Here is a 16,192-nt window from a genome sequence, read left to right as displayed (position 1 = left end):
CCGGTGGAGGCGTTCAGGCGGCTGGTGCCCCTCCCGGTCTTCAAAACCGGTGTGGTCCGGGATCCGGGCCAGGCGGGTTCGATTCCCGTCCGTCTCCGCCAGGCTGCGAGGAGATGACCCGATGAGCGACGGCGGCGCGGATCCGCGGCGCCGGGTGCCGCGTACCGACGCGTTGTTGGCGGAGCCGCCGCTGGTCGCGGCCGCCGTCGCGGTGGGCCGCGACCGGGTGCGCAGCGCGGTGCGGCAGGCTCAGGAGCGGGCCCGCCGAGGTGAGATCGACCCCGCCGAGGTACGCGACGCCGCGTTGGCCGCGCTGCCGCCGCCTGTGCCGCGGGTGGTGCTCAACGCGACCGGGGTGGTGCTGCACACCAACCTCGGGCGGGCCGCCCTCTCCGAGGCGGCGCTGGCGGCGGTGACCGCCGCCGCCGGGTACACCGACGTCGAGTTGGACCTGGGCACCGGGCGGCGGGCCCGCCGTGGGCGGGAGGCGCTGGATGCCCTGGCCGCCGCGGTACCGGCTGCCGAGGCGGTGCACGTGGTCAACAACGGTGCCGCCGCGCTGGTGCTGGCGGCCACCGCGCTCGCCGCCGACGCCGAGATCGTGGTCAGCCGGGGCGAGCTGGTGGAGATCGGTGATGGTTTCCGGCTGCCCGACCTGCTCACCAGCACCGGTGCGCGATTGCGGGAGGTGGGCACCACCAACCGGACCACCCTCGCCGACTACGCCGCCGCGGTCGGACCCGGTACCGGGTTCGTGTTGAAGGTGCATCCGTCCAACTTCCGGGTCACCGGCTTCACCTCGGCGGTGCCGGTGCGGCGGCTGGCCGGGCTCGGTGTGCCGGTGATCGTCGACATCGGCTCCGGGCTGCTCGTACCGGACCCGTTGCTGCCGGACGAACCGGATGCCGCCAGTACGCTGCGCGCCGGGGCGTCGCTGGTCACCGCCAGCGGCGACAAGCTGCTCGGTGGCCCGCAGGCCGGGCTGCTGCTCGGCACCGCCGACCTGGTCGAGCGGCTGCGCCGGCATCCGCTGGCACGGGCGTTGCGGGTGGACAAGCTGACCCTGGCCGCGCTCGCGGGCACGCTCGCCGACCCGGCCACCCCCACCCGCCGTGCGCTGCACGCCGACGCGGCGTCGCTGCGCGAGCGGACCGAACGGTTACGGGACATGTTCGCCGCCGACGGCCGCAAGGTCGAGGTGGTGCCGTCCGTGGCGGTGGTCGGTGGCGGCGGCGCTCCCGGGGTCGAACTGGACTCGTGGGCGCTGAGCCTGCCTGAGCGGTACGCCGGCCCGCTGCGTACCGGTGACCCGCCGGTGCTGGGTCGGGTGGTCCGTGGTCGGCTGCTGCTCGACCTGCGCTGTGTGCCGGAGCGGGCCGACGGGCTCCTGCGTGCCGCTGTGCTGGCCGTGCCGGGAGACGACTGACCATGCTGGTGGTGGCCACGGCGGGGCACGTCGACCACGGCAAGTCCACGCTGGTGCGGGCGCTGACCGGGATGGAACCGGACCGGTGGGCGGAGGAACGCCGCCGGGGCATGACCATCGATCTCGGGTTCGCCTGGACGGCGCTGCCGTCGGGTCGTACCGTCGCGTTCGTCGACGTGCCGGGGCATGAGCGGTTCGTGCCGAACATGCTGGCCGGCGCGGGCCCGGTACCGGCCGCTGTCGTGGTGGTCGCGGCCGACGCGGGCTGGATGCCGCAGTCCGCCGAGCACCTGGCCGCCCTGGACGCGCTCGGTGTCGGGCACGGCCTGCTGGTGGTGACCCGCGCGGACCTGGCCGACCCGGCCGCGGCCCTGGCGGGGGCCCGGTCGCAGTTGGCGGCGACCTCGCTGGGTGCGGTGGAGGCGGTCACGGTCAGCGCCGTCACCGGTGCCGGGCTGGACGATCTGCGGGCCGCGCTGGACCGGTTGGCCGACCGGGTGCCGGTGGCGACGCCGGAAGGCCCGGTCCGGCTCTGGGTCGACCGCTGTTTCACGGTCCGGGGCAGCGGCACGGTGGTCACCGGCACGCTGGGCGCTGGTCGGCTGTGCGTCGGCGACGAACTGGAGCTGGCCGGCAGCGGCGAAGTGATGCGGATTCGGGGCCTGCAGCAGCTCGGTGCCGCCTGCGACGAGGTGGTACCGGTGGCCCGGGTGGCGGTCAACCTGCGGGCGGTGGCCCGCGACCGGATCGGCCGCGGCGACGCCCTGCTCACCCCGGGGCGGTTCCGCGCCACCGACATGGTCGACGTGCGACTGGCCGGTGCGCCGGTGAGCGAGCTGCCGGTGACGCTGACGCTGCACGTCGGTTCGGCCGCGGTGCCGGTGCGGGTGCGCCCGTTGGGCGCGGACACCGCCCGGCTGCGGCTGGGTCGTCCGCTGCCGCTGGTGGTGGGGGACCGGGCGTTGCTGCGCGATCCGGGCCGCCGGTACGTCGCCGGTGGGGTCACCGTGCTCGACGTCATGCCGCCGCCGCTTCGGCGTCGAGGCGATGCGGCGGCCCGGGCGGCGGTGCTGGGCATGCTGGATGGCCGTCCCGATGCTGCCGGCGAGCTGCGCCGCCGGGGCCTGGCACGGGTGACTGACCTGGTCAGGGCGGGCGTTCCGGTGACCCTCGCCCCGGTGGCGGGCGACTGGCTGGCCGATCCGGAACACTGGCTGCGGCTGGGCGATCGCCTCGCGGCGGCCGTGGCCGAGCACGCCCGTACGCATCCGCTGGCGCCGGGCGCTCCCCTGGAGGAACTGCGCCGTCGTCTGGACCTGCCGGACCGGGCCCTGGTCGAAGCCCTGGTCCGGCCGCCGCTGCGGATGGTCGCGGGCCGGGTCGTGGCGCCCGGCGCGGCCTCGTTGCCCGAGCCGGTGGCCCGCGCCCTGGCCCTGGTGGGCGACGACTTCGCGGCCCATCCGTTCCGTGCGCCCGACGCTGACCGGCTCACCGCCGTCGGGCTCGGTACCCGGGAGATCGGTGCGGCGGTGCGGGCCGGCGCGCTGCTTCGGCTGACCGGGAACGTGCTGCTGCCGCCCAGCGCACCGCAGCAGGCGGTGCGGGTGCTGACCGGGCTGCCGCAGCCGTTCACGCTCAGCGCCGCTCGGCAGGCGCTGGACACCACCCGCCGGGTGGCGGTGCCGCTGTTGGAGTTGCTGGACCGGCAGGGACTCACCCGTCGACTACCCGACGACGCCCGGGTGGTGGTGAATTGAGCCCATCACCGGCCGGCTCTGGAGCCGGGCACCTACCGTGACGGCATGGATCCCTCCGCGGTCTGGCGGGACCGGCAGCACCGGTGGCGGATCGAGGCGTACCGGGCGCCGGATCTGCGGTTCGCCATCTACGCGACCAACGGCACGACGGAGTCCGCGCCGCTGTGGCTGTTCGGCATGGCGGCGCTGGCCCGGTGGCTGATGAGCCACAAAATCTCCCTCGACGACCTGGAGGTCGACTGAGCAGGGCCCCGCTCGGGGGACAAATCAGGGTAATACCCCCGTGATGGGGTCGTTGTCCGTACGGTGCCACTGTGAAGGACCGAGGCATCCGGAAGGTGGTCGCGGCGCTGGCCGGCCTCGCCGTGATCTACTTCGGCACCACCGGCCGCTCCGCCGAGGAGGGTCGCGGTCTCTCCGGCGGGCTGGTGGTGCTGGCACTGCTGGCGTCGCTGCTGGTGTGGCACCTGACGAAACCCGGCGGCGACGCGGCGAAGTGACGGCGTTCAGCGGGCGGCGGCGCTGCGGCTGAGCTGCCCGGCCGACTCCTCGCCGAGGGCGACCCGGACCAGTGCCGAGGCGAGCCGGCCGAAGTCGACGTCGTCGACGAGCCGGGCCAACCGGTCCGTCGTGGCGGGCAGCCCGAGTCGCCGCGCGCCGGCCACCGCCCGCCGGTCGGCGTACGGGCGCACCTGCGGCCAGACCGATTGCACCTCACGCAGGAAGATGTCCGCGCCGGTGGGCCCGATACCGGGGAACGTGGTGAGCAGCCGCCGCAGCTGTGCCGGCTCACCGGAGGCCTCCCGGTGCAGCCGCCGCAGGTCGCCGTGCCAGCGGTCCAGGCAGAGTCGGGCGCCGGAGCCGAGCATCGTGGCGGTCCGCTCGTCGTAGCGGCGGTAGTGGCCGCGCCCCAACGCGTCGACCCGCTCCTGCCAGCTGGCGGCCTCCATGGCCTGCGGGGTGCGGTAACCGGCCGCGAACAGTTCCCGGGCCGCCGCCACTCCCACCTGCGCCCGGATCCGCGTGCTGAGCAGGGTGACCAGCACCAGCAGCTGGTACAGCGGCGCTGGTCGGTCGGCCAGCGTGATGCCGGCCTCCTCGGCGTACGTACGGCGGGTCAGCAGGGCCCGCGCCAACGCCCGTTGGTCGCCCATCCTCCGGGTGTACCCACCGGCGACCCGGATAGCCCTCGTCGTGGCCGCCGCACCGGAATGCCGCCGACGGCGGCGGGTATGCCGCGGATGACGCGGCGTCGTGCCGCGCACCGGCGAAGGGAGAAGACCGTGACGAACCCGCAGCAGCAGGAACTCCGACGCAACGCCCTCGGTGAGACCAGCCAGGACAACAAGGGCCCCGATCCGGCCGGCCACCCCCGTAACCGTGGTTCGTCGCGGGGCGACGCCGGCCGCCCGGTGCCGCACGGCCAGGTGTCACCGTACGGTCCCAGCGGCCAGCCGGTGGCCGAGGACGACAGCGACCGCCGCTGATACGAGGAATTCCGCGCTACTCCGACGGCCGCAGCCAGTTCCAGGTGGCTGCGGCTGTCAGCCCGAAGGCGAGGTGCGGGACGATGTCGGCGAGCCAGTCGGCGCGCCGCCAGGTACGCGGGTCGGTGACCCCGAGCAGGGTCAACGATCCGTCCGCCAGGGTCATCACGCCCCCGCCGAGCAGGGCGGACGCTCGCAGCAGCGGCTGACGGCGACCCCGGGTCAGCAGCGCGAAGCCGACCGTGGTGGCCACGCCGAGTCCGTAACCCATCAGGGCACCCAGGCCGGCGCGTCGGTTGGCCGCCTGCGTCGGTGACCCCAGCGACACCTGCACAGCGTCGGCCAGCTTTCCGGCGCTCTGCTCCGGCGTTCGGCTGGCGGGCCGGGCCCGGGCGGTCATGTCCAGATAGGTGACCACGTTGAGCGCTGTGGTGCCGACGGCCCCGGCGATGAGGCCGTCGGTCAGGTCGGCGGCTCTCACTTCTTCGGATCTCCGGGCTCGCGGTTGCCCTTCGGGCCGTAGGTGCGTTCGCCCCGCACGATGCCACGACGGCCCTGATCCTCCCGCAGGATCCGGTTGGCCGCCTCGTCGGCCTTCTGATCCGGGGTGCGCCGCCCCGAGCCGTCGATGGCGTTACGGAGGCGGGCGCGCTGCTTGTCGTAGGCGTTGCTGCCGGGTCGAGGTCCTGGCATCGCTGTCTCCTCACGGTCGTCGCCGGTGGCGTCGGTGACCCCTCTGGTCGTCGCCGGTGGCGTACGCGGCCCGTCTACCCGCCTGGACCGCCGCCAACCGTGCCGACCGGTCACCGGGGGCCGCGTACCACCGCGACCGGACAGTGGCTGTGGTGCAGCAGTGACTGACTCACCGAACCCAGCAGCAAACCGGTCACCTCACCGTGTCCCTGGCCCCCGACGACCACCAGCTGGGCCTGGCGGGAGGCATCGGTGAGCACCCGGGCGGCGCGACCTCGCACCGAGTCCCGGATGATCGGCACCTCCGGGTACCGCTCGGTCAGCCCGGCGATGGACTCGGCCACCGCCCGGTCCTCGTCGGCTCGCAACTCGGACTCGTCGTACACCAGCGGTTGCATGTCGCCCGGGCCGGTGGAGACGGGATGCCGGTAGGCGTGCAGGGCGCGCAGATCGGCACCGCGCAGAGCGGCCTCCTGGACGGCGAACTCCACGGCTCGGCGGGACGACTCGGACCCGTCCACCCCGACCACGACGGCACCGTCGGTGTGCGGCGCGCCGCGTGCCACCAGCACCGGACAGTCGGCGTACGCGGCCAACTTCACCGCCACCGAGCCGACCACCAGCGCGGCGAACCCGCCCGCACCCCGGTGCCCGAGCACCACCATCGTCGCGGTGCGCGCTGCGGCGAGCAGCACGGCGGTGGCCTCACCCTCGACGAGTTCGCCGGTGACCCGGAGCCCCGGGACGGTCGCCTCGGCCTCGTCGACGGCGGCGATGATCAGTTGCTCCGCCTGCGCTCGCAGACCACCCTCGGGGGCACCGTCGGTGGCGGGTCGGATGGGAGTGCGCAGCGTCGGCCAGATGAAGGCGTGCACCACCCGCAGCGGCCGGTCGCGGCGGGCCGCCACTGCGGCGGCCAGTCGTACCGCGGCGCGGGCCGACTCGGAGCCGTCCACCCCGACCAGCACCGCCGAGCCGCTCGCCGAGTTCACCGTCGCCTCCCGTGCTGGGCCGTCATCGGGACCGCTCTGGGTCAGTATCGCCGTCTGCGGTGGGCCGGCGGGCCGATACCGGCGAGCGACGTGATATCGGTACGCTGGCGCAGAGTGCCGGGGAGGAGCGTGGTCGATGGTGGAACCCGACCAGCCGAGTACCGCACGGATGATCGATTTTTGGCTTGGCGGTGCGCACCACTATCCGGTCGACGTGGCCGCCGCCCACGCCTTCGAGCAGGCGTACGGTCCGTGTGCCCCGGTCTTCCGGGAGCTGCGCGCCTTCCTCGGCCGCGCCGTACGCGCGATCGCCGCCACCGGTGTGGACGAATTCCTGGTGTTCGGCGCCGGGGTGCCGACGATGGGCAACGTGCACGAGGCGGTGCCGGACGCGACCGTCCTCTACACCGACGTCGACCCGGTCACCATCCGTCTCGGGCAGCGCCTCCTTTCCGGCAGCGATCGGGCGGGTTACGGCTTCGGTGACGCCACCGACATCGGCACCATCGACCCGGTGCTGCTGCACCGGTTCGTGCCGGGGTGGGGCCGTCGCCCGGTGGGGGTGGTGTTCCTCGGGCTGGCGGCGTTCCTGGACGACGACACCCTCCTCCGTACCCTGGACGAGTTGTACACGGCGGCGGCGCCGCGCAGTCACCTGGCGATCGACTTCGACACCGAGGAACTCGCCGCGTATCCGGATGCGCTGTCGATGATGGGTCCGGCGTTCCGGATGCGTCCGCCGGCCGCGTTCGCCCCGTTGCTCGGTCGGTGGACGCCCACCGGGGACGGGATCGTGCCGGTGACCCGATGGCGACCGGAGGGCCGGCCGGCGGAGGTGCCGGATGCCTTCCACGGTGCGGTCGCGGTGCGGTCGGCCGGGTGACCATGGGTGGATCCGCCTCCGTATGATGCTTGCCCCAGAGCAAGCATTTCGGAGGGATGGTCATGGCGGATGCGCCAACCGGGATCTCCCGCGCCCTGCGCGAGGCCCCGCCCGACCGCGTGGTCGAGGCCGCCGACCTGGCCATCCGGTCGGTGCTCGGCGCGTCGGGCACCGCCGTCTTCCTCGCCGACTACCGGATCAGCGGGCTGTGGCCGGTGCTCGACTCGCGCCGGCCTGGCGTGGCCACCCCGGCAGTTCAGGGTACGGTGCAGCGCTGTTTCAGCAGTCAGCAGCCGGTTCGGGAGTCCGGTGAGGACGGGGGGTGCCGGCTCTACCTTCCCCTGTCCGTGTGGGGCGAGCGGCTGGGGGTGCTGATGGTCGAGTTGCCCGACGAGCCGCCGGAGACGGTGGTGCGCGCGGCGGTCGACATCGCCGGGGACATGGCCATGGCCTTGCGGGCGGCCGACCGGGAGACCGACCGCTACCGGCGGGCCCGGCGGCGGGAGCGGCTGAGCATGGCTGCCGAGTTGCAGTGGGAACTGCTGCCGGGGCGCAGTGTCAGCCACGACTCCTTCCATCTGGCGGGCCAGTTGGAACCGGCGTACACGGTGGGTGGTGACCACTTCGACTGGTCCCTGGACGACGGTCGGCTCACCGTCACCGTGCTCAACGGCGACGGCATCGGGCTCGCCGCCGCGTTGTTGACGGCGGTGACGGTGAACGCGATGCGTAACGCCCGCCGCTCCGGTGGTGGGCTGGTGGAACAGGCCGAGTTGGCCTCCGACACGGTCTACTACCAGCATCGGGGGAACCGGCACGTGGCGACGTTGCTGCTCGAACTGGACTGTGCGACCGGGCGGGTGCGGGCGGTGGACGCCGGCTCACCGCACCTGGTGCGGCTGCGCGGCGGTACCGTCTCCCGGGTCACCCTCGAACAGCAGTTGCCCCTCGGAATGTTCGGGGAGACCCGCTATGACCTGCAGGAGTTCGACCTCGACCCGGGCGACCGGTTGTTTGTCGTCTCCGACGGGGTGTGGGCGGCCGATCCGAGCGGCCGGGAGACGTACGGTGAACGGGCGATGGCCCGGGCGATGCGGGCCACTCGGTTGCAGCCGCCGACCGAGGCGGTTGGTACGGTGATGCGGGAGTTGCAGACCTTCCACGCGGACACCGACCTGCGCGACGACGCGGTCGTCGTCTGCCTGGACTGGCGTGGCACGGTCAGCCGGAAGCCGGGCTGACCGGCCTGCCCGGCGGGTCGGTGCGGTACCAGCGGGACAATCGCAGGGGACATCGAGTGGAGCGACCGGATCTCGCCGCGTCGATCGACGCGGCCGCCGAAGCGCTGGTGGGCGTCCTCGACTCCGCCGTTTCCCGGCACCGGCTCGCGGTGTCGCCGACCCAGCTGCGGGTGCTGTCCCTGCTGAGCGCCCGCCCGGAGATCAACGTCAACAGGCTGGCGGAGTTGTTGGACGTGGTGCCCTCGTCAGCCAGTCGACTCTGCGACCGGCTGGAGGCGATCGGGTTGGTGCGCCGCACAGCCGACCCCCGGGACCGCCGGGAGGTGCGCCTGGTCCCGACCGCCGCCGCCGAAGTGCTGCTGGGGGAGGTGCGGTCGCGTCGCCACGAGGCGGTGCGGGCCGTGCTCGATCGGATGCCGATCTGCGGGCAGCAGGACCTGTTGCGGGCGTTGGCGGCGTTCGGGCAGGCGGCGTTGGGGGTGCAGGCCGCGAACACGGAGACGAGCACGAAGGCCCGCAGCGCCTGATCCGTGCTCCACTAGTGTCCTAGGATGACTTACGCGTGGTAACACACGTCACCACGACTGCTCACCGACATCCCGCCACGAGCACGCTGGGCAGCCAAAGCACGAAAGTGACCCGTTATAGTGGCAGCGCATTCGACCGGCCCGTGATCATCGACGATGGACGGCGGGTCAGGGACCGATCCCGCTGCGGGATCACTGGGGGCGCCGGCACCAGTCGGCTGAACAACGCGTACAACGCCGCACGGCGGTTGAGGGCCGGGGGCGCCCGAACGCGTCGCGGAGGAGGATCGGTGTCGGGTCGGGCGGAGCAGTCGCAGGCCCGTGACGGTGATGAGCAGCGACCCGACGACCGGGTGCTCACCTGGCCGAACCTGATCAGCTTCGTCCGCCTACTGGGTGTTCCGCTCTTCCTCTATCTGTTCCTGGTGGCTGGTGCCGACACTGCCGCGATCGTGGTGTTGGCCGTCGGTGGCACCAGCGACTGGGTGGACGGCTGGATCGCCCGGCGGCTGGGACAGGTCAGCCGGTTGGGCGAGTTGCTCGACCCGCTCGCCGACCGGCTCTACATCCTCGCCACCCTGATCGCGTTCACCGCCCGCGAGGTGGTGCCCTGGCAGTTCACCGCCGCGCTGCTGGCCCGGGAACTGCTGCTGTTGGGCTCGTTGGGGGTGCTGCGACGGCACGGGTACGGGCCGCCGCCGGTGCACTACGTCGGTAAGACGGCCACCTTCCTGCTGCTGGCTGCCTTCCCGATCCTGCTGCTGGCCGCAGCGGTGCCGACGGCTGCGGCGGTGGCCGGCGCGATCGGCTGGGCGTTGGCCTGGTGGGGTCTGGTGCTCTACTGGGTCGCCGGCGCGCTGTACGTGGTCCAGGCTCGGCATCTGGTGCGGGCGGTACGCGGCCGGCAAGGAGCGGCGGCATGAGCGAGCGCACGAGCGATGAGCCGGGGCAGAACCGGCGTGGGATGAGGGCCTTCACGCCGGACTTTCTCACTGAGCTGTTCCACAACCCGTTGGATCCGGGGTACGCCGACGCGGCGGCCCAGCGGGCGAAGACTGGCCGACCGGCGCGGTCGGGCTGGTCGGTGGGACCGGTCGGCCTGGTGGTGATCGTGCTGCTCGGTTTCCTGTTCGCGGTGGCCTACCGGCAGACGGTGGCCGAGGAGCCGGGGCGGGCTCAGGCCCGCTCCGGGTTGGTGGCGCAGATCAAGCAGCGGCAGAACGAGACCGACGCTCTGTCGACGCGGGCCGAGCAGTTGCGCGAGGAGGTCAACCGGCAGCGGGAGACCGCGTTGGGTGGTTCCCGCGCGGCCCGGTTGCGCGAGTTGGAGGCGAGCACCGGCCTGGGGCGGGTACGCGGTGACGGTGTCGTGGTGGAGCTGGCGGACGGGCCAGGTGGCCAGGATTCGCTCAGCGGCGCCAACGTCGGTCCGGCGCAGGTGATCTACCTCGATCTGCAGAGCGTGACCAATGATCTGTGGGCGGCCGGTGCGGAGGCGATCGCGATCAACGGGCAGCGGTTGACCTCGACGTCGACGATCCGTTCCGCGGGTCAGGCGATTCTGGTGGACTTCCGTCCGGTGACCGGGCCGTACGAGGTGGCCGCGATCGGGCCGGGTGGAATGCGTAAGCGGTACGAGACGAGCTACAGCGCGTTGACGATGCGCAAGGTGGCGAAGGCGAACGGGTTGTCGTTCGCGGTACGCGACGCCGATGACCTGACGCTGCCTGCTGCTCCGGAGCCGCGGCTACGCTACGCGGAGCCCTCGGTGAGTCCGAGTGCGTCGCCGTCGGGCGGTGACGAGTCGTCCGGCTCGGGTACGTCCCCCAGTCCCTCCGGAGGTGGTCGATGATCGCGGTGCTGGCACTGTTCGCCGGTGTGTTGCTCGGGCTGTGGCTGGATCCCACGGTGCCGGCGGCGCTGCAGCCGTATCTGCCGATCGCGGTGGTGGCCGCGTTGGACGCGGTGTTCGGTGGGGTGCGGGCGAAGCTGGACCGCATCTTCGACGACAAGCAGTTCGTGGTGTCGTTCATCTCGAACGTGCTGGTCGCCGCGCTGATCGTGTATCTGGGTGACCAGTTGGGAGTGGGCGGTCAGTTGTCCACCGGTGTGGTGGTGGTGTTGGGTGTTCGTATTTTCGGCAACGTGGCGGCGATCCGTCGGCACCTGTTCCGGGCGTAGGTTTGTGCCGTGAGTGACGAGCACACGCAGACGGGTACGGGGTGGCCGCAGCCGGCGGAGCCGGCGCGGCCGGATGGTCCGGCGGGGGAGCCTGATCCGCGTCCGGAGGCACCGGATCCGGACGAGTTGAGCCCGTTGTCGCCGCCGGGGGAGGACGAGGATCCGTCGGCCGCGCCGGACGAGGGTGTGGCGGCGGCGTCCGCCGAGGGTGGCGCGGTGGTGGAGGAGCGGGCTGCGGCGGTGTCGCCGTGGCGACGGTTCAGTTCGGCCGCGGTGATGATCGGTGTGCTGCTGGGGTTGTTGGGTTTCACGCTGGCGGTGCAGTTGAAGACGACGTCGACGGATTCGTCGTTGGCGGCGGCGCGGCAGGAGGACCTGGTCCGGATTCTGTACGACCTGGAGGCGCGGGAGATCCGGTTGCGGCAGGACGTCGCCGCGTTGGAGGAGAGTCAGCGGCAGTTGCGTTCGGGTGAGCAGGGCCGCCAGGCGGCGTTGGAGGAGGCGACCCGGCGGGCGGACGAGTTGGGGATCCTGGCGGGTACGTTGCCGGCGCGGGGCCCGGGTTTGGCGGTGCGGTTCGACGCGGGGCCGGGGAAGTCGATCTCGGCGATGCGGGTGCTGGACGCGGTGCAGGAGTTGCGGGGTGCCGGGGCCGAGGCGATGCAGATTTCCGGTGGTGATCGGGCGACGGTGCGGATCGTGGCGTCGACGTACTTCCTGGACCACGAGAGCAAGGACGGGTCGTTGGTGGTGGACGGGCGTCGGTTGACGGGGCCGTTCACCATCACCGTGTTGGGTGATCCGGCGACGATGCGTACGGCGCTCAACATTCCTGGTGGGGTGGTGGCGTCGGTGGCCGGTGACGGCGGTAACGTGATCGTTGAGGATCGTGAGGTTGCCGAGGTCTTGGCGCTGCACGACCCCCGCCCGCTGGAACATGCCCGTCCGGTCTCCTGAAGGTCGGTGGGCCGACACCTGGTGGCCCGGTGTCGCGATGGATGAGGACGCTGCTGGTGATTCCTGAGGATCTGCGTTACACCGCCGAGCACGAGTGGGTGGCTGCTGCGGACGGTGGGTCCGTCCGGGTTGGCGTGACCCATTACGCGCAGGATGCTCTTGGCGACATCGTGTATGTGCAGTTGCCGGAGGTGGGCGCGATGGTGGCGGCCGGTGAGTCGTTGGGTGAGATCGAGTCGACCAAGAGTGTGTCGGAGCTCTACGCCCCGGTGGCGGGTACGGTGTCGGCGCGCAATGAGGCGCTGACCGACACCCCTGAGGTGATCAACAGCGATCCGTACGGTGCGGGTTGGCTGGTGGAGATCACTGTGTCGGATCCGGCGGTGGTGGACGGGCTGTTGAGTGCGGATGCGTACCGCGAGTTGACCGAGAGCTGACCGTTTTTGCTGTGCGGGCGGGGCGGTGTCTGCCGCGCGTCCGGTTGCCCTGCTTTTCGGCGCTGGCTAGGCTCGCCCAGTCGACCGAGAACCCATTAGTTGAGCGTCGCGGACAGCCTTTCGGGGCACGGAGAGCCAGCCGCCGGGTGGATGAGAGCCCGGCGGCCAGACCCGCCGTCACCCGACGCCGACCGAAACAGATTCCGTGAGGTGGTCCCCATGACTCGCCCAGGCGACGAGTTCCCCCCGCTCGACGTCACGTCGACGCTCAATCTCGGTTCGCTCGAGGAAGCGCTGGAGGGCCCGGACACCGATGTGGTGCCGAGCCGGATGTCCGGTTCGCTGCCGCCGGGGATGGCGCTGCTGGTGGTCCGGCGGGGGCCGAACGCGGGTGCCCGGTTCCTGTTGGATCACGATGTGACGACCAGTGGACGGCATCCGGACAGTGACATCTTCCTCGACGATGTGACGGTGTCGCGTCGGCACGCGGAGTTCCACCGGGATGGTGGGACGTTCACGGTGCGGGACGTGGGCAGTTTGAACGGCACGTACGTGAACCGGGAGCGGGTCGAGGCGGCGACGTTGAGCAACGGTGACGAGGTGCAGATCGGCAAGTTCCGGGTGGTGTTCATCGCCGGTCCGCGCCCGGAGGGTGAGGCCGGCCGGGGGTGAACGAGCCTGCGGCCTCCAGGCCGTCCGGGGTGGGTGGCGCCCAGCCGTTGATGAGTATCGGCGAGGTGCTGGCTCAGTTGCGGGCGGATTTTCCGGACGTCACGATTTCGAAGTTGCGGTTTCTTGAGGCTGAGGGCCTGGTGGAGCCGCAACGAACGGCGGCGGGTTACCGGAAGTACGGCTGGGACGATGTGGCGCGGTTGCGGTTCGTGCTGACCGCGCAGCGGGATCAGTATCTGCCGTTGCGGGTGATCCGGGAGCAGTTGGCGCGCTGGGATGCCGACGACGGTGAGGCGCCGGAGTGGTCGCGGCCGGCGTTGGTGGCGGTGGGGCCTGATGGTGAGGTTCCGGGTCGTGACGCGGTGTCGTCGGGTGAGTCGGCGCAGGTGCGGTTGGACCGTACCGAGTTGGTGGCGCGCAGTGGGCTGGACGGGTCGACGTTGGGTGAGTTGGAGCGGCTCGGGCTGGTGGTGTCGGATCCGCCGGGGTGGTATGACGGCGATGCGTTGATCATTGCGCGGGCGGTGGCGGGTCTGGCGGAGTACGGGTTCCAGCCGCGGCATTTGCGGGGTTACCGGACGGCGGCGGATCGCGAGGTGGGTTTGTTCGCGCAGTTGGTGGCGCCGTTGGCGCGGCAGAGTGATCCGGCGGCGCGGGCGCGGGCGGCGGAGACGGCGCGGGAGTTGGAGGCGTTGTCGCAGCAGTTGCATGCGGCGTTGGTGCGGGTGGGGTTGCGCTCGGCGTTGGGGCGGTGAGGTGCGTGTGCGTACTGATCGGCGGCTTGGTGAGTGGCGTAGGCTTGCGGGGGTAACCCCTCTTCTGGCGCGGGCGTGGGTGCGTGTAGCGCATGAAACGGTCGTGTCGCGGTCCGTGTACCGTGCAGAGAAGGGCGCGGTGCGGCGTAGGTGACAACGACACGGAGGCAGCGGTGCGCGAGCTGAGCGTGGTCGGGGTTCGGGTTGAGTTGCCCAGTAACCAGCCGATCGTCCTGCTCAGGGAGGTCGAGGGGGACCGCTATCTGCCGATCTGGATCGGCGCGGTCGAGGCGACGGCGATCGCTTATGAGCAGCAGGGTGTCAAGCCGGCGCGTCCGTTGACTCATGATCTTCTGCGGGATGTGTTGGCGGCGTTGAAGGCGCCGTTGCGGGCGGTGGAGATCACCGAGTTGAAGGAGAACGTGTTCTTCGCTGATCTGTTGATCGGTGATGGGGTGCGGGTTTCGGCTCGGCCGAGTGATTCGATCGCTTTGGCGTTGCGGGTGGGTGCGCCGATTCGTTGTGCGGAGCAGGTCCTCAGTGAGGCGGGGATCGTGATTCCCGACGAGCAGGAGGACGAGGTGGAGAAGTTCCGGGAGTTCCTGGAGCAGGTGCGTCCGGAGGATTTTGCCGGCTGAGGGCTTGGCCCTGCCGGTGTCGGTGGGTGTGTGTCGCCGCCTGGGTGGTGACTGTCGGTGATGGTGATGGTCATCGCTGTCGATGCGCGGCGTGTCGCGTCGGTTTCTCCGTGGTAACTCCTGGCGGTCGCTATAGGGTTGCCGTGTCGAGGGGTGCGCGTTCCGGAACCGGCGTGGCACCGCACTGACGGGGAGGTTGTCCGGATGTACGAGCCGCGGGATTCCGATCGGGGTGCGGTGTCGGGTGAGCCGGCTGGGATGCCCGGGTCGGCAACTGACGGTGACGGTGCGGTGGGGTATCGGGGTGTGACGGCCTGCCACGCGGTGGGGATCAGCTACCGCCAGTTGGATTACTGGGCGCGTACGTCGCTGGTGGTGCCGAGTGTGCGGGACGCGTCGGGTTCCGGGACTCAGCGGTTGTATTCGTTTCGCGACCTGGTGGTGTTGAAGGTGGTGAAGCGGCTGTTGGACGCCGGGGTGTCGTTGCAGAACATCCGGAAGGCGATCGAGGCGTTGCGGTCGCGTGGGGTGGATGATCTGGCTGGCATCACGTTGATCTCCGATGGGACGACGGTGTACGAGTGTCGTTCGCCGGAGGAGGTGGTCGACCTGTTGCAGGGCGGCCAGGGGGTGTTCGGCATCGCGATCGGTGGCGCGTTCAAGGAGATCCAGGGTTCGTTGTCGCATCTTCCGGCGGAGCCGGCGGCGGTGTCGGCTGAGCCGGCGGCGTCGGAGGTCACCGAGGGTGGTGCGGTGGGCGACGAGTTGGCCGCCCGGCGGGCCCGGCGGCGGGCGGGTTGAGACGTTCCACTGTGGTGTGCTGGTGAGGGCGCGCGTCCACTGAGGTGCGCGGTCGTCGGCGCGGTCAGCGTCGAGGGTGATGTGGGTGTGGGCTCGACCGACCCTTGTTGATCACGTTCTGTGCTTCCGGGATTGCCTCAGGGTGAGAATTCTGGGGCGTTTTGTGACTCTTCGTGTCTGGTTGTTGCCGGGAATCCTATGGGCCGGCGGTGACGGGTCGAACGCGGCACGCTATCGTCCGACTCGGTCTGCCGGCTGCTGCTGTTGTGGGATGGTTCCGCCGTCGGTGGGTCGTCGTTGCGCGCGTTGACACCGCGCGTCCCCTCACGACGGAAGGAAACACCTGTGACGGTTACCGAAGAGACCACTCCGGTCTCGCATTACGAGCGCATCGGCGGGGCGGCTTCGGTGAAGGCCGCCGTCGAGCTGTTCTACGACCGGGTGCTGGCTGATCCGGAGCTTGCCGGTTATTTCTCCGAGGTGGAGATGGTGGGACAGCGTCGGCATCTGGCGTTGATGCTGACGGTGGTGCTCGGTGGTCCGAATGAGTACAGCGGGCGGGATCTGGCGTCGGCGCACCAGCCGTTGAACATTCCGGTGGCGCATTACGTCAAGGTGGGTGAGCATCTGACGGCGACGTTGACGCAGCTGGGTGTGCCGGGTGACATCATCGCCGATGTGCAGGCGGTGCTGGCGCAGGTGCAGGACCAGGTGGTGGTCGGCGGGGACCAGGCGGGTTCCTGAA

22 protein-coding genes and 1 tRNA gene are annotated in these 16,192 nt (G+C 71.3%); 19 read left to right on the top strand and 4 right to left on the bottom strand.

The window, feature by feature from the left end; translation table 11 throughout:
- Positions 1-5: 5 nt before the first annotated feature.
- The 5 genes from Vlu01_RS07700 (at position 6) to Vlu01_RS07680 (ending at position 3,683) form a co-directional block, all read left to right on the top strand.
- Positions 6-101: transfer RNA gene (locus Vlu01_RS07700), tRNA-Sec, on the top strand.
- A 20-nt stretch (positions 102-121) separates the two neighbouring features.
- A complete protein-coding gene (gene selA / locus Vlu01_RS07695; RefSeq protein WP_203995892.1) occupies positions 122-1,426 on the top strand; it encodes an L-seryl-tRNA(Sec) selenium transferase in 1,305 nt (434 codons plus the stop codon).
- Between the two features lie 2 nt (positions 1,427-1,428).
- Positions 1,429-3,183 (top strand): selenocysteine-specific translation elongation factor, encoded by a 1,755-nt coding sequence (selB, locus tag Vlu01_RS07690; protein WP_203995890.1) that lies wholly within the window; start codon positions 1,429-1,431, stop codon positions 3,181-3,183.
- A gap of 45 nt (positions 3,184-3,228) precedes the next feature.
- Complete coding sequence (locus tag Vlu01_RS07685; RefSeq protein WP_203995888.1) at positions 3,229-3,426, top strand: hypothetical protein; 198 nt, start codon at positions 3,229-3,231, stop codon at positions 3,424-3,426.
- 71 nt (positions 3,427-3,497) lie between these two features.
- Positions 3,498-3,683 (top strand): hypothetical protein, encoded by a 186-nt coding sequence (locus tag Vlu01_RS07680; protein ID WP_203996031.1) that lies wholly within the window; start codon positions 3,498-3,500, stop codon positions 3,681-3,683.
- Between the two features lie 6 nt (positions 3,684-3,689).
- On the opposite strand, the gene Vlu01_RS07675 is transcribed toward Vlu01_RS07680, so the two are convergent.
- Complete coding sequence (locus Vlu01_RS07675; protein WP_203995885.1) at positions 3,690-4,337, bottom strand: HhH-GDP family DNA glycosylase; 648 nt, start codon at positions 4,335-4,337, stop codon at positions 3,690-3,692.
- Positions 4,338-4,466: 129 nt separating this feature from the next.
- On the opposite strand from Vlu01_RS07675, the gene Vlu01_RS07670 reads away from it, so the two are divergent.
- A complete protein-coding gene (locus Vlu01_RS07670) occupies positions 4,467-4,670 on the top strand; it encodes a hypothetical protein (RefSeq protein WP_203995883.1) in 204 nt (67 codons plus the stop codon).
- 16 nt (positions 4,671-4,686) lie between these two features.
- Here the strand turns inward: Vlu01_RS07670 and Vlu01_RS07665 are convergent, their stop codons facing one another.
- The 3 genes from Vlu01_RS07665 to Vlu01_RS07655 all read right to left on the bottom strand — a co-directional run bounded on the left by Vlu01_RS07665 (position 4,687) and on the right by Vlu01_RS07655 (position 6,355).
- Positions 4,687-5,151 carry a hypothetical protein gene (locus tag Vlu01_RS07665; RefSeq protein WP_203995881.1) on the bottom strand — a complete coding sequence of 155 codons (465 nt, stop codon included), beginning with the start codon at positions 5,149-5,151 and terminating at the stop codon, positions 4,687-4,689.
- Positions 5,148-5,363 carry a phosphatidylethanolamine-binding protein gene (locus tag Vlu01_RS07660; protein WP_203995879.1) on the bottom strand — a complete coding sequence of 72 codons (216 nt, stop codon included), beginning with the start codon at positions 5,361-5,363 and terminating at the stop codon, positions 5,148-5,150. Before Vlu01_RS07660 ends, Vlu01_RS07665 begins: the two co-directional genes overlap by 4 nt.
- Before the next feature lie 110 nt (positions 5,364-5,473).
- Positions 5,474-6,355, bottom strand: coding sequence for a universal stress protein (locus Vlu01_RS07655; protein ID WP_203995875.1), 882 nt, complete (start codon positions 6,353-6,355; stop codon positions 5,474-5,476).
- A 136-nt stretch (positions 6,356-6,491) separates the two neighbouring features.
- Here Vlu01_RS07655 and Vlu01_RS07650 point away from each other — a divergent pair, with 136 nt between their 5' ends.
- The 13 genes from Vlu01_RS07650 (at position 6,492) to Vlu01_RS07590 (ending at position 16,191) form a co-directional block, all read left to right on the top strand.
- Positions 6,492-7,238, top strand: coding sequence for an SAM-dependent methyltransferase (locus Vlu01_RS07650; protein WP_203995874.1), 747 nt, complete (start codon positions 6,492-6,494; stop codon positions 7,236-7,238).
- 62 nt (positions 7,239-7,300) lie between these two features.
- Entirely contained in the window at positions 7,301-8,479 is a 1,179-nt protein-coding gene (locus Vlu01_RS07645) for a PP2C family protein-serine/threonine phosphatase (protein ID WP_203995872.1), read from the top strand.
- A 56-nt stretch (positions 8,480-8,535) separates the two neighbouring features.
- Positions 8,536-9,006: a MarR family winged helix-turn-helix transcriptional regulator gene (locus Vlu01_RS07640; RefSeq protein ID WP_203995871.1), complete on the top strand. Its 471-nt coding sequence runs from the start codon at positions 8,536-8,538 to the stop codon at positions 9,004-9,006.
- 290 nt (positions 9,007-9,296) lie between these two features.
- The gene (clsA, locus tag Vlu01_RS07635; protein ID WP_203995864.1) at positions 9,297-9,929 is read left to right on the top strand and encodes a cardiolipin synthase ClsA; all 633 of its coding nucleotides are present in this window, start codon (positions 9,297-9,299) and stop codon (positions 9,927-9,929) included.
- Positions 9,926-10,858 carry a DUF881 domain-containing protein gene (locus tag Vlu01_RS07630; protein WP_203995862.1) on the top strand — a complete coding sequence of 311 codons (933 nt, stop codon included), beginning with the start codon at positions 9,926-9,928 and terminating at the stop codon, positions 10,856-10,858. Before clsA ends, Vlu01_RS07630 begins: the two co-directional genes overlap by 4 nt.
- A complete protein-coding gene (locus tag Vlu01_RS07625) occupies positions 10,855-11,187 on the top strand; it encodes a small basic family protein (protein ID WP_203995859.1) in 333 nt (110 codons plus the stop codon). Before Vlu01_RS07630 ends, Vlu01_RS07625 begins: the two co-directional genes overlap by 4 nt.
- Positions 11,188-11,196: 9 nt before the next feature.
- A complete protein-coding gene (locus Vlu01_RS07620) occupies positions 11,197-12,144 on the top strand; it encodes a DUF881 domain-containing protein (protein ID WP_203995857.1) in 948 nt (315 codons plus the stop codon).
- A 56-nt stretch (positions 12,145-12,200) separates the two neighbouring features.
- Positions 12,201-12,581, top strand: coding sequence for a glycine cleavage system protein GcvH (gcvH, locus tag Vlu01_RS07615; RefSeq protein ID WP_203995855.1), 381 nt, complete (start codon positions 12,201-12,203; stop codon positions 12,579-12,581).
- 219 nt (positions 12,582-12,800) lie between these two features.
- Positions 12,801-13,253, top strand: coding sequence for an oxoglutarate dehydrogenase inhibitor Odhl (gene odhI / locus Vlu01_RS07610; RefSeq protein ID WP_093402417.1), 453 nt, complete (start codon positions 12,801-12,803; stop codon positions 13,251-13,253).
- Positions 13,254-13,303: 50 nt separating this feature from the next.
- Complete coding sequence (ftsR, locus tag Vlu01_RS07605; RefSeq protein WP_203996026.1) at positions 13,304-14,008, top strand: transcriptional regulator FtsR; 705 nt, start codon at positions 13,304-13,306, stop codon at positions 14,006-14,008.
- A gap of 173 nt (positions 14,009-14,181) precedes the next feature.
- Positions 14,182-14,646 carry a bifunctional nuclease family protein gene (locus tag Vlu01_RS07600; protein WP_013733914.1) on the top strand — a complete coding sequence of 155 codons (465 nt, stop codon included), beginning with the start codon at positions 14,182-14,184 and terminating at the stop codon, positions 14,644-14,646.
- Between the two features lie 204 nt (positions 14,647-14,850).
- Positions 14,851-15,447 (top strand): MerR family transcriptional regulator, encoded by a 597-nt coding sequence (locus Vlu01_RS07595; protein WP_203995853.1) that lies wholly within the window; start codon positions 14,851-14,853, stop codon positions 15,445-15,447.
- 345 nt (positions 15,448-15,792) lie between these two features.
- Positions 15,793-16,191: a group I truncated hemoglobin gene (locus tag Vlu01_RS07590; RefSeq protein ID WP_203995851.1), complete on the top strand. Its 399-nt coding sequence runs from the start codon at positions 15,793-15,795 to the stop codon at positions 16,189-16,191.
- Position 16,192: the final 1 nt, after the last annotated feature.

The organism is Micromonospora lutea (assembly GCF_016863535.1).
Lineage (GTDB): Bacteria > Actinomycetota > Actinomycetes > Mycobacteriales > Micromonosporaceae > Micromonospora > Micromonospora lutea.
Note: the sequence above shows the minus strand (reverse complement) of the source record. Positions and strands in the feature narration are given on the sequence as shown.